At 34.8% G+C, this 13,235-nt stretch carries 13 protein-coding genes; 10 read left to right on the top strand and 3 right to left on the bottom strand.

Features of this window, described 5'->3' with window-relative positions:
* Nucleotides 1-26: 26 nt before the first annotated feature.
* Both ACEN2N_RS12490 and hemH read right to left on the bottom strand, forming a co-directional pair.
* Nucleotides 27-800 (bottom strand): DUF3050 domain-containing protein, encoded by a 774-nt coding sequence (locus ACEN2N_RS12490; protein WP_441824634.1) that lies wholly within the window; start codon nt 798-800, stop codon nt 27-29.
* A gap of 30 nt (nt 801-830) precedes the next feature.
* Nucleotides 831-1,874, bottom strand: coding sequence for a ferrochelatase (hemH, locus tag ACEN2N_RS12495; protein WP_441824635.1), 1,044 nt, complete (start codon nt 1,872-1,874; stop codon nt 831-833).
* A gap of 176 nt (nt 1,875-2,050) precedes the next feature.
* Here hemH and ACEN2N_RS12500 point away from each other — a divergent pair, with 176 nt between their 5' ends.
* From ACEN2N_RS12500 to ACEN2N_RS12510, 3 genes are all read left to right on the top strand, one after another.
* Nucleotides 2,051-3,118: a mechanosensitive ion channel domain-containing protein gene (locus tag ACEN2N_RS12500; protein WP_441824636.1), complete on the top strand. Its 1,068-nt coding sequence runs from the start codon at nt 2,051-2,053 to the stop codon at nt 3,116-3,118.
* Nucleotides 3,119-3,182: 64 nt separating this feature from the next.
* The gene (locus tag ACEN2N_RS12505; RefSeq protein ID WP_441824637.1) at nt 3,183-4,535 is read left to right on the top strand and encodes a hypothetical protein; all 1,353 of its coding nucleotides are present in this window, start codon (nt 3,183-3,185) and stop codon (nt 4,533-4,535) included.
* The gene (locus tag ACEN2N_RS12510; RefSeq protein ID WP_441824638.1) at nt 4,536-5,378 is read left to right on the top strand and encodes an N-acetylmuramoyl-L-alanine amidase-like domain-containing protein; all 843 of its coding nucleotides are present in this window, start codon (nt 4,536-4,538) and stop codon (nt 5,376-5,378) included.
* 4 nt (nt 5,379-5,382) lie between these two features.
* Here the strand turns inward: ACEN2N_RS12510 and ACEN2N_RS12515 are convergent, their stop codons facing one another.
* Nucleotides 5,383-6,273, bottom strand: a complete 891-nt coding sequence (locus tag ACEN2N_RS12515) for a helix-turn-helix transcriptional regulator (RefSeq protein WP_441824639.1) — start codon at nt 6,271-6,273, stop codon at nt 5,383-5,385.
* 192 nt (nt 6,274-6,465) lie between these two features.
* On the opposite strand from ACEN2N_RS12515, the gene hemA reads away from it, so the two are divergent.
* The 7 genes from hemA to ACEN2N_RS12550 are packed head-to-tail and all read left to right on the top strand — an operon-like array spanning nt 6,466 to nt 13,187.
* Entirely contained in the window at nt 6,466-7,722 is a 1,257-nt protein-coding gene (gene hemA, locus ACEN2N_RS12520) for a glutamyl-tRNA reductase (protein ID WP_441824640.1), read from the top strand.
* Nucleotides 7,719-9,299 (top strand): hydroxymethylbilane synthase, encoded by a 1,581-nt coding sequence (gene hemC, locus ACEN2N_RS12525; protein WP_441824641.1) that lies wholly within the window; start codon nt 7,719-7,721, stop codon nt 9,297-9,299. The genes hemA and hemC overlap by 4 nt, the downstream gene beginning before the upstream one ends.
* A 43-nt stretch (nt 9,300-9,342) precedes the next feature.
* Nucleotides 9,343-9,699: a four helix bundle protein gene (locus ACEN2N_RS12530; protein ID WP_441824642.1), complete on the top strand. Its 357-nt coding sequence runs from the start codon at nt 9,343-9,345 to the stop codon at nt 9,697-9,699.
* A gap of 37 nt (nt 9,700-9,736) precedes the next feature.
* Nucleotides 9,737-10,768, top strand: coding sequence for a uroporphyrinogen decarboxylase (gene hemE, locus ACEN2N_RS12535; RefSeq protein ID WP_441824643.1), 1,032 nt, complete (start codon nt 9,737-9,739; stop codon nt 10,766-10,768).
* A gap of 49 nt (nt 10,769-10,817) precedes the next feature.
* Nucleotides 10,818-11,360, top strand: coding sequence for a GNAT family N-acetyltransferase (locus tag ACEN2N_RS12540; RefSeq protein WP_441824644.1), 543 nt, complete (start codon nt 10,818-10,820; stop codon nt 11,358-11,360).
* Nucleotides 11,350-12,252, top strand: a complete 903-nt coding sequence (gene hemF / locus ACEN2N_RS12545) for an oxygen-dependent coproporphyrinogen oxidase (protein WP_441824645.1) — start codon at nt 11,350-11,352, stop codon at nt 12,250-12,252. The genes ACEN2N_RS12540 and hemF overlap by 11 nt, the downstream gene beginning before the upstream one ends.
* Nucleotides 12,243-13,187, top strand: a complete 945-nt coding sequence (locus ACEN2N_RS12550) for a DUF4421 family protein (protein ID WP_441824646.1) — start codon at nt 12,243-12,245, stop codon at nt 13,185-13,187. The genes hemF and ACEN2N_RS12550 overlap by 10 nt, the downstream gene beginning before the upstream one ends.
* Nucleotides 13,188-13,235: the final 48 nt, after the last annotated feature.

Raw genomic sequence — 13,235 nt, forward strand, 5'->3', positions numbered from 1 at the left:
GATTTTGATTAAAACACCATCACTAATTAAGCTGTAATCTGTTGACGTTCTTGAATAGCTTCTGCAATATGATTCCATAAATTGATGCGTTGTTGTAATGCCTTTTCCGAACATTCTAGAACATCATGCCACTTAACAGCATCAACTCCGCATAATTCTTGAATCATTTTTAGGGAAAGCGGACCGTGTTCATCACCATCCAGCTCAATATGTCTTCTTAAATAGTATTCCAGTTTAGGGTATGCACCTTCCCCAGCCTGTTCAACAATTTTCAAGAACATATCGGGTATTAAATCTTCTCTACCAAAAGTAAATGCAGCGGCAATTTTATGTGGTTGTTGCGTATTAATCGTTTCAAAAGTGAAGCTCAAGAAAGATTTAACGGCAGCGTTTAAATCAGAATTTTGAATTGTCCTCAAAACACTATCCACCTCATTAATGCTATTGAGAAAATCTGATATTCTAGTAGTATCTGCACCTACTTCAACCATAGCGTCCAAATACATTTCGTAATGACTCTTTAAAACTCCAAGCTCATTAACATCAGTTTCTTCTTCCAAAACTATCTCATTAATAAACCGAGCGGTATTTGTATTGATTACCGGTTTCCATGGCAATAAAGTACAGGTTAAGTTAATTTGCAAAGCCTTTAAAAGCGACATAAAGTCCCAAACGGCATACACATGGCTCTCCATGAATATTTGAATATCAGATACCGATTTCAACTCCGAATAAAGCGTGTGATTTCTTAATTTCTCTCTTAACGGTCGTAATATAATTTCTATTTCTTCGATTTTCATAGCAGTGATTTTCTTAGAATTTTAATTTTATTAGGTGCTTGGCACAACATCTAATTTATCTGTAGCATGCCAATCGTTAACCCACTTCGCCATTACCTTCACCCAAGTGTCATTATCGTTCATACATGGAATATGCTTGTATTCTACACCACCAGCTTCCATGAACTGCTCTTTACCTTCCATGGCAATTTCTTCCAATGTTTCTAAACAATCACTTACAAATGCGGGGGTAATAACAGCTAACTTTTTCTTGCCTTCTTTAGCCAAGCGCTCAAATTCATAATCGGTATAAGGCTTTAACCATGGGTCACCGGCCAAACGCGATTGAAACGAAGAACTCACTTGCTCTTCTTTTAATCCTAAATACGCTTTTACCATTTCGGTAGTGTCATATACTTGGTGTCTATAACATGTATTATGCGCAACAGAATTTACGTTACAACAAGTGCCATCTATTTTACAATGAAAGCTGGTAGGATCACTTTTACGAATATGACGCTCAGGAATACCGTGGTATGAAAACAAAATATGATCGTAATCAAAACCTTCTAATCCGTCCTTAATACTTTCTGAAAGCGCTTTAATAAACTCCGGATGCTTATAAAAAGCAGGCATAGTAGTAATTTTCATTTCAGGAAAGCCCGCTTTTTGCTCTTCTAACACTTTTACGACAACCGTCTCAAAACTAGACATCGCATAATGCGGATATAACGGCACCAAAAGAACATCATCAACACCTTTATCTTTCAATTCTTGCAATGCTTTTTTAATCGACATGGTACCATAACGCATACCTAAAGCTACTGGCATTTCGGTCTGTGTTTTCAATTTATTGGAGAAACGCTCAGATATAACCACTAACGGAGAACCTTCTTCCCACCAAATTTTAGCATAGGCCTTCGCAGATTTCTTTGGTCTAGTCTGCAAAATAATTCCTCTTACCAGGATCGTTCTTAACCATTTAGGAGCGTCAATTACACGTTCATCCATTAAAAATTCATCTAAATAGGGCTTAACATCTTTTGCGGTAGGACTTTCTGGAGAACCCAAATTGACCAATAATACTCCTTTCATAGCGAATGTGTTTGTTATTCGATTGCAAAAATAACACATGCAAATCGATGATAATTTAATTTCGGGCATTAGTTTTTCTATACTCTCATAAAGCAATCTAATAACTAGTCAATAAATTTTTAGTCCTATTTAATTTTAGTAAGTTGTATTTAATCCAAAACCACTAAACATTTGAAATGAATACATTTTTTGATACCATACCTAGAAGTGAACTTTATTTATTTTTAGTATCTATTGCAGGCATTCTTTTCGCGTATTGGTTAATATCCTATTTTCTTCGAAAATTTGGTAAGGATCCCAAATACCTATTACCCGAAGGTACTTTTAGAAAATTAAGTTGGCCTATTTTTTTTATTTTCATATCAATACTCATTCGTTCAGAAGCTTTACGAAAAATATTGCATTTAAACGAACATGAATATTTCTTCAAAAAAACAAGCACCATTTTATTTATTTTCTCGGTTACTTGGCTACTGTTAAATCTTTTAAAAATCATTAAAAAAATTATCGTTAGTAACTATGATGTTCGTGTAGAAAACAATTTAAAGGCAAGAAAAATTTATACACAATTCAATATTTTAGAACGCATCTTCATGTTTACCATTATTTTATTGGCAATTGGGGCAGTTTTAATGAGTTTTGAAAGTATTCGTGAACTAGGTGTTAGCATATTTGCATCAGCAGGTGTTGCAGGTATTATCATCGGTTTTTCTGCACAAAAAATGATCGGTACCGTATTGGCAGGAATACAGATTGCCATAGCACAACCTATTAAAATAGACGATGTTGTTATCGTTGAAGGAGAATGGGGCCGTATTGAAGAAATTACATTGACCTATGTTGTGGTGAAAATTTGGGATAAAAGAAGGCTAATTGTTCCCACCCCTTATTTTATTGAGAAACCATTTCAAAACTGGACCAAGACTTCATCAGATATTTTAGGGACTGTCTTTTTATATACCGATTACAATGTGTCTTTCGATGCGCTTCGAGAAGAGTTGACCAAAATTCTGGAAAACACAGACCTTTGGGACAAAGAAGTAAACGTACTACAAGTAACAGAGAGTAAGCAAAATTGTGTTGAAATAAGAGCCCTAATGAGCGCAAAAGATTCCCCTACCGCTTGGGATTTACGTGTACTTGTTCGTGAAAAACTGATTACATTTTTACAACAGAACTATCCTGAAAGTATTGCTAGGAATAGGGTTTTGTTGGAAAAGGACACTAATATCTATTCTAAATAAAAAGTATCAAATAGGGTGAAATATTAACTATTTATAGCCGTTAATTAAGTAGTAAATTTATGAAATGAAAGTTTTAAAGTTCGCCTATTTAAGTTTTATCATATTTTCTTTTTTTAATTGTTCAAAAAACGAAGAAACAAAGGAATCAATCATACAACCAGAAGTCATCGAATCAGAAAATCCAGTCTCTTCACCAGAAATTATTGAAGAGGAAGTATATTTAACTGTAAATATTGATGCAAACAAAAATACTATCGATAGCGAAGATTGGATAATCATTCACGATGACAACAATAATTTGGTTGATTATAAATCTTATGATAGTGGAGACGAAATAACTTTCAGTGCTTATCCCGATTCAATTACATCCTCATTGAGTATAACAGAGTTTAGTCAAGTTATAGATTATGTAAATGATTTAAATGATGGAACAACCCCACAGACCCGCTCTGAAATAGGCAAGAAATATAAGATTTCAACAACTAATGGCCTTAAAAAAGGAGATGTCTTTCATATCAATTCAACTGTGTTAAATGAACCACAAAATCGAACTAAAATTGGCGAGTTCAATATAACGATAGAAGATATCCCTCAAATTAAAAATTTAAATATTTCTACAAAAAATGGAGTTATACCATATGGATATTCTCCTTCTTGGGAGGGAAATGAGCTAATAGATTATACCGAAAGATTAATACAGAATGAAGGGGAACAAGAATATCTAATCTCCATATTAGACGGAAATTATGCAAATAAGTATTTCCTTTTTTCTAATCCTGAAAACCAAGACTTAACTATAAATTATTCTGAATTCAAATTATTTGATTCTACATTGGAAGTAGAAGTTCCTGTAAATTCGAATTATTTAATTAATATAGGAGGATTTGATATTGATGAATCTTTTAATTACTTCGGAGGTTTCAATTTATTAGATATACCTTTAAATAGCGATAATATAAATTCAAATTTTATTTCATTAAGTTACCTAAGTAAATTTTCAAATTATCGAACACGTTTTATTTTAGAGACATCAGATTACAGTTATTATAAAACTCAATTTGGCTCAAGATTAGATAAGCTTATCATACCTAAAAATCCCAACTTCGTAATAAATAACGAATCATCCTTTGAAAATTTTCGTTTTAGCACTACAAGTGATTTTACATCTTCAATTTATACTTGGAGACATATTGAAGGTAATTACCCCTTCGGTAATTACAACATAACCACTCGTAGTATTGAAACACCCAAAAACACAAAAAAAATTGTCGGCAGTATTCCATTAGAAATATTAGAAAAGTATCCAGACATGAATCTTGACAAAATTAAACCTTACAAAACTTTCTTAAATTTACAAGACATTAACTACAATGAAACTTATCCATCAATGGACGGAATTTTAATTTATAATAATTAAATGCTTAGAAGATTTATAACTGTCCTATTGATTTTCATAGGTCAAATTTTACTTTCGCAACAAATAACCTGCTCACCAAAAGACAAGGCTGCTGTTGAAAATAAGCTAACAGAAATCGACGGAATGTATCAGGGTAATTTCGGTGTAACCATGGTGAGCGTTGGCAAAACGTTTATGAAAACTCCTTATGTTGCTAAAACATTAGAAATTGGTGATACCGAAACATTGGTCGTAAATCTTCAAGGGTTAGATTGTACCACATTTGTTGAAAATGTATTGGACCTTTCTAAACTTTTAAGAGAAAATGACCTTTCATTTGATGCTTTCATTAAAAACCTAGAGGTAATTAGATATAAAGACGGTAAACTAGATGGTTACACATCGCGATTACATTACTTTTCTGAGTGGATTGCGAACAATGCAGAGAAAGGACTTCTTAAAGATATTACCGGTGAAATTGGTGGTACAGAAATTACAAAAGATATTGATTTCATGAGTACTCATAGAGATTTGTATCCTTTTCTTTCCGATGATGCTAATTTCTCAAAAATTAAAGCTTCTGAAAACTATTTAAACAATCAGGCTATTTGTGTACTTGCTCAAGATAAGATTGCCGAAAACGAACATTTAATCCAACCTGGAGACATCATAGCATTGGCCACTTCTATAAACGGATTAGATGTTACCCATACCGGTATCGCTACACGAGAAAAAGATGGTAGAATCCATTTACTACATGCTTCGACCGGATCAATGGAAGTTGAAATTTCTAAAAAACCGCTCGCAGAATATTTAAAAGGCATAAAGAGCAACACAGGTATTATGGTTGCAAGACCGTTATAATTTTCTAACTACCTGCTAACGCCAAAAGGTATTTTTTAGGTGTGGTATTATACTTCTTCTTAAAAGCCGCAATAAAATGACTAGAGGTACTATACCCTACTTTGAGTCCGATTTCATTGACATTATACTGACCGGTTTCTAAAAGACGCTTAGCATATTCCATTTTATGGTCAAATAAAAAGCTGTAGACCGAATCGCCATAAATTTGCTTAAAACCTTCTTTCAGGCGTTTTAAACTCAGGCCTATTTCACTTGATAAATCAGCCAATGTTGGCGGCTCTGCCATATTCGCCAAAATAATTTCCTTAGCTTTTTTAATCTTTTTTACATTTTCCTCATCTGCTAAATAAGGGCATTGTTCAATATCTGCATTCGGACTCCTATTAAAATACAAGGCTATTAATTCGTAAATTTTACCTTTTACATAAAGTGATTTTATAGAGGGATGTAGATTATAGTTCACGATCTGACTCAAAATAACTGCTATTGAAGGTGAAAACGGTTCTTGAGAATAGTACTTCTTTTCTTTATTATCTGAACTTAAAAACGGAATATAATCTGCTTCTGCAGTAAATAATGAATGAAACTTTCTTAAGGTCATTACTACAGACACTAAAGAAGATTTTGGATCTAACTTTAAATTCAACGGTAGGTCTAACTGCGTATTATACAGCAACAAAGAATTCTCTTCGCGAACATCTAAATTATAATTGCCTTGATTGAAATTATACGTACCACTTCCCTTTAGACAAAAGTGAAATTGGATAAATCGTTTATTAATTTCGCGGGTATAGTGTACTGCTACATCTTCTTCGTTCTGAAATTTAAGCACATAAAATCCGTCTTCAATTAAAACTTCGTCGTACGACCCTTGAGCGTTACTTTCTATCTCCATATTCTTAAATTATTTTTATATCTATTTAGAAAGCATCTAAATAAAATAGGCTTAATTCGTTGAAACCATCATAAAATTATGGCTAATAAACTGATATTTATCATATTTTGACCAAAAATTCGGCAGGCGACATTAATTGTACCGCTAGCGTTGTTTTTATTGAATAGATGCTCCTACTTTTGTATCCGCTTTATGAAGGACTATCACATTTCTAAACACAACTCCTTTTACACTATTGGCCTTAATTACAAAAAGGCTGATGCTGAAGCCCGTGGTAAATTTAGCTTAGACGAAGTTGCTGTAAAAGCACTTTTAATAGAAGCCAAAAACCAGGGGATAGATGGGTTGTTAGCGACATCGACCTGTAACCGTACCGAGTTACATGGTTTTGCACAACATCCTTTTCAACTTATAAAATTATTATGTGACCACTCAAACGGAACCGTTGAGGCTTTTCAAGAGGTGGCGTATGTATACAAAAATAAAGAAGCTATCAATCACCTATTCAGAGTAGGTACAGGGTTAGATAGCCAAATATTAGGCGATTTTGAAATCATCAGTCAGTTAAAGCAAAGTTTTAAGCGTTCTAAAGAATTGGGCATTGCCAATCCGTTTATCGAAAGACTTTGTAACAGCATTATACAAGCAAGCAAACGTATTAAAAATGAAACTGAAATTTCATCTGGTGCCACTTCGGTAGCATTTGCGTCTGTACAATACATTTTGCGTAATGTTGAAAATGTATCCGAGAAGAATATTCTTTTATTCGGAACCGGAAAAATTGGTCGTAATACATGCGAGAACTTAATAAAGCATACTAAGAATCCGCATATCACCCTAATCAATCGAACTAAAGGTAAAGCAGAGCAAATTGCAGGCAAGTTCAACCTTATGGTAAAAGATTATGGCGATTTACAATCCGAAATTAGAACTTCAGATATTTTGGTAGTTGCCACAGGTGCTCAAAAACCTACGATTACCAAAGAATTAATATATACGAACAAACCATTATTGATATTAGATCTTTCCGTTCCTAAGAATGTAGATGATTCTATTTCAGAAATGGAGAATGTTACCGTAATTCATTTAGATCATTTATCTCAAATGACAGACGAAACCTTAGAGCGCAGAAAGCAATATATACCAGAGGCAGAAGCTATAAACGAAGAGGTTAAAAACGATTTCAACCAATGGTTAGAAACTAGAAAGTTTGCCCCTGTAATTAAGGCTCTAAAGAAAAAATTAAAGACTATTAAAGATGAGGAGCTAGACTACCAATCTAAAAAAACGGTAGATTTTAATTCGCACCAAGCAGATTTGGTAACGAATCGCATCATTCAAAAAATAACCAAACAATTTGCAAATCATTTAAAAGATGACACGGTAGATTCCAATTCAAGTTTAGAATTTATCCAAAAAGTATTTCAATTAGAATTGGACGAACAATGAGTAAAGTAATACGATTAGGCACACGCGATAGCGAATTAGCGCTATGGCAAGCGAATACCGTTAAAAATCAACTTCAAGCATTAGGTTATAAAGTAAAATTAGTCCCTGTAAAATCTACAGGTGATTTGATTTTAGACAAACCCCTATATGAATTAGGAATTACAGGTGTTTTTACCAAAACATTAGATGTTGCCATGATCAATGGTGATATTGATATTGCCGTACATTCTATGAAAGATGTACCTACTGCACTACCACAAGGCATTGTAAAAGCTGCTGTTTTAAAGCGCGGTAATTACATGGACATTATGGCGTTTAAAGACAATGAAGAGTTTTTAGGTTCTCGCGAAGGTGTAATTGCAACGGGTAGTTTACGTAGACAAGCACAATGGCTAAATAGATACCCAACACATACCGTTGTCGATTTAAGAGGAAATATAAATAGACGTTTAGAAAAACTATACGAAAATGACTGGAACGGTGCCATTTTCGCTGCAGCCGGATTAGAACGTATCGGTTTAGAACCAGAAAACACTATCGGACTTGGCTGGATGCTACCAGCGCCTGCGCAAGGTGCCATTATGGTAGTTGCCATGGAAGATGATGAAGAAATTCGCGAAGCCTGTGCACAACTTAATCATGAAGAAACGGACACCTGTGTATCGCTGGAAAGAGAATTTCTTAGAGAGTTAGAAGGTGGATGTAGCGCACCGATCGGTGCATTATCATATATCAACAAAGAAAATATTGTTACCCTAAAAGGTATTTTATTAAATGTTGATGGGAGTAAAAAACTAGAGGCAGAATTGACCGCGCCACTTGGTAAACATCAAAATTTAGGTATCGACTGTGCTAAAAGTATTTTAGCTAGAGGCGGAAAGAGATTAATGACCGAACTGGCAAACGCAGGTTTAGAAGTAAACATCTTTTCTACCAAAAAACTGACTCCGCCACAACAGCTAATGCTAAACATATCGGTAAATGCCGATTCAGATGATTTTATAAAAATTAATCCGAATCGTATCTCTCCGATAATCTTGAAAAAAAGACATAAAAATGTAGTTTTTACCAGTAAAAATGCGGTAGAAGCTGTATTAGCTAGTAGAGACGCTGCTGAATTAGAATTTGAAAACATATACTGCGTTGGCAGAAAAACCCGCCGATTTATTAAAAATAAGTTCGGTAAGGTTACACATTATGAAAATAATGCAAAAGACTTAGCAAACTATTTGGTAGAATTTATTGACGGATCTGAGATTACTTATTTTCATGGCAATCTAAGTCTAGAAGAATTACCAAGTATTTTAGCAGAAAATAATATTGAGGTAAATGCCATAGAAGCATACAGAACTAAACTTTCTGGCAAAGCAATACCAGAAAGCACAAAAGGGATCATGTTTTTTAGTCCGTCGAACGTAGAAAGCTATTTAAAAGAGAATTCTACCGACAGAGTTGCCTATTGTATTGGTGAAACCACTGCAAATGCAGCAAGAGAACATTTCAAAGTAGTTAAAGTAGCCAAAATACCTACTGTAGAAAGTGTTATTGAATTGGTGAACAGTGACTATTTAGATTAGCTTTTAGCTATTGGCTTCTAGCCTTTGGCTTTTTTAATAAATTATGAGGGACTTTAAAAAGCTTGAAATATGGAAAAATGGAATCACCATAGTTAAGCATGCTTATAGTTTAGTTCAAAAATTGCCAAGCGAAGAAAAATTCGGACTTAAAAGTCAACTTTCAAGAGCTGCTGTTTCAGTTCCTTCAAATATTGCAGAAGGATGCAGCCGAAATAGTGAAGTTGAATTTAAACGATTTTTAGAGATTGCACTAGGTTCTCTTTTTGAAGTAGAAACTCAATTAATAATATCAGAAGAATTGAAATTTTTAGATAGTAAAGAGTTGAAATCAATTTATGAATTGATTTCAATAGAATCTAAAATGATTAATAGTCTAATTAGTAAAATAAAAAATAGCTAAAAGCCAAAGGCTAGCAGCTAAAAGCTATTATAAGAATATGAGCTTAAAAAACGACTTATTTCTAAAAGCCTTAAAAGGTGAAACGGTAGAAAGACCACCAGTGTGGATGATGCGTCAAGCGGGTAGATATTTACCTGAATTCATGGCAATCAAAGAAAAATATGACTTCTTCACCAGATGTCAGACTCCAGAACTAGCATCAGAAATTACGGTTCAACCTATTCGTAGATACGGAATGGATGCCGCTATATTGTTCAGTGATATTTTGGTGATCCCACAGGCAATGAATATTCATGTGGAGATGAAGCCGAATTTTGGTCCGTATTTACCGAACCCTATTCGTAATCAGAAAGATTTAGACAGCGTTATCGTACCAGATGTTCACGATACATTGGGTTACGTTATGGAAGCCATAAAAGCAACTAAAGAAAAACTGAACGACGAAGTACCTTTGATCGGTTTTGCAGGTTCCCCTTGGACCATTTTATGCTACTGTGTACAAGGTCAAGGCAGCAAAACGTTCGACAAGGCTAAAGAATTATGCTTTACACAACCTGTTGTTGCCCACGAATTACTTCAGAAAATTACAGACACTACCATTGCGTATTTAAAAGCTAAAGTTGCCGCAGGTGTTAATGCGGTACAAGTATTTGATTCTTGGGGCGGAATGTTATCGCCAACCGATTATCAAGAATTCTCTTGGCAGTATATTCAGCAAATTATAGATGCTTTAAAAGATGAAGCTCCGGTTATTGTTTTTGGAAAAGGATGTTGGTTCGCACTAGGCGATATGGCAAAATCAGGCGCTTCTGCATTAGGGGTTGATTGGACTTGTTCTGCCAGAAACGCACGTTATTTAAGTGGTGGAAAAATTACCCTTCAAGGTAACTTTGACCCATCACGTTTACTATCTCCACCATCTGAAATTAAGAAAATGGTACACCAAATGATCAATGAATTTGGCAAAGACAGCTACGTAGTTAATTTAGGTCATGGTATATTACCAAATGTTCCTGTTGAAAATGCTAAGGCGTTTATTGATGCAGTAAAAGAATACAAGCAAGACTAACCCTAACAGGTTCAGAAAGCGTTAAGGTAGCCGATATTAAAATCGCATAATGAATTCATTTCAACTAGCAGATTTCGAAATAAATCCGATATCAGAGAGAGATGGTTGGCGTTTATGCGATTTTATATGCGCTAATGCTGACCATATAAAACGATACTTCCCGAAAACGGTAGCTGCAAATCTAAATCCGACATTATCCAATATTTTTGTTCTTGAAAAGGTATCAGATTTTATATCTGGCAATGAGTACTTATTTACGCTTAAAGAACCAGAAAACAGAAAAATTATTGGCCTGGTTTATTTAAAAGAACTAAGACGAGCAGCCCAAGAAGCTGAAATCGCCTATTGCATATCGTACGACCATAACAATAAAGGTTTTGCCACAAAAGTTGTAAAGACCATTTCTGAATGGGGCTTTAACGAACAACATTTACAACGTCTTAGAATCATTGCTCATAAATCGAACCTTGGCAGTATTAAGGTAGCAGAAAATTGTGGTTATCTTTGGAAAGAAACGCTATTAAAAGAACACACTCCACCTAACGAACAACCGTTAGATATGGAACTTTATGTTTTACAGAATGAAAGATAAATTTTACGCTTACATAGAACAACTTCAAGATACAATTACCTCTAAATTAGAGGAAGTAGACGGCACAGCCTCTTTTAAAGAAGACATTTGGGTACGCCCAGAAGGTGGTGGCGGTCGTACAAGAGTTATTGAAAACGGAGCTGTTTTAGAAAAAGGCGGTGTAAATATATCTGGAGTACATGGCGAGCTTCCAGATAGTATGAAGGCATATTTCGGAGTAGAAGATGCCAATTTTTTTGCCTGCGGATTAAGTTTGGTATTGCATCCGAAGAATCCGATGGTGCCGACGGTTCATGCCAATTGGCGTTATTTTGAAATGTATGGTAAAGACGGCGAAATTGTAGACCAATGGTTTGGCGGTGGTCAAGACTTGACTCCCTATTACTTATTTGACGAAGATGCGGTTCATTTTCATCAAGTATGCAAAACAGCTTGCAACAAACATAATCCTACATTCTACGATACCTATAAAAAACGTTGCGACGAGTATTTTTGGAATACGCATAGAAACGAAGCTCGCGGACTAGGCGGTCTATTTTTTGACTACTGCAAAGCAACTCCGGAGATGGACATGCAAGACTGGTACAACTTTGTTACTGAAGTTGGTAATAGCTTTTTAGATTGTTATGTACCGATTGTTATAAAAAGAAAAGATCTTGAATACACCAAAGAACAAAGGGATTGGCAAGAGATTAGACGAGGTAGATATGTTGAATTCAATCTGGTTCATGACAAGGGTACGTTATTCGGATTAAAGACCAATGGAAGAATAGAAAGTATATTAATGAGCCTGCCGCCACATGTGCAATGGGTCTATGACCACCATCCAGAAAAAGGAAGCGAAGAAGAACGTTTAATTGAAGTATTGATGAAACCGAAAGCATGGGTTTAAGAATTTTTCTATTTTGGTGTATGCTATGCTTTATACAAATTAGTACAGCTCAGAATTCGCACTACAAAGAAGCCTTTCCTGATAAGGTTACCGTGAGGTTGTCTTTACAGACCACTTCAAATAGTTTTACCCTTAGCGACAAGATAACACGCAACAAGACCGAGTTTATACCTAACGACAAAAGTTATTTAGGGTTATCGGTTCTATTTCGATTTTTAGAAGTTGATTTTGGGTATGCACCCAACTTTCTATCAGAGAATAAAGACAATGGAGATTCAAAATTAATCACTTTCAACATACGCACGTTTTTTGGTCAATACATGCAGACCTTAGATATCTATAAGCAAAAAGGGTTCTTCGTTCGAACGGCAGATTTAACCTTACCCATAGATGATTTAAAAACCTTCAAAATCGGAGGAACATCTAGTTACATTTTCAATCCTGATTTTTCGTTTCGTGCTATAGGGTTTCAAAACGAATGGCAAAAACAAAGTGTCGGCAGTTTTATACCGAGCATATCGTACTACTATACCAAATTTAAGTTAGAAGACCCAATTATCGATAATCAATTGGAGAAATCTTTCAAGTTAGCTATAGGTCCCGGGTATTATTACAATTGGGTATTTGATGAAAACTATTTAGTTTCTGCTGGTGCCACTGGGGGATTAGGTTTTAACCTTGCTAAAACGGAAGGCAAAACTTCATTTAATGGTTTAGCACAACTGATTTTTAGAATGACCGGTGGCTATAATTCAGAAAATTTCTTTAGTGGCGTAAATATCAATACGCAACTATTAAGTCATACTTCCGATGAGAATTTCGTTTTAGATGACTCCATAAGCTTTCTCGAGTTTTATGTAGGCTATCGATTTGATGCACCCAAAAAGTGGATTCAAAAAGCCGACGAGATAAGTCGTAAATTCGGGATAGAGTAATCAAGCTTGCAGCAATCGCTCGATGCATTCGATTTAGAATAACTATAT

It is taken from the genome of Maribacter spongiicola (assembly GCF_052119685.1).
Taxonomy (GTDB): Bacteria; Bacteroidota; Bacteroidia; order Flavobacteriales; family Flavobacteriaceae; genus Maribacter; species Maribacter spongiicola_A.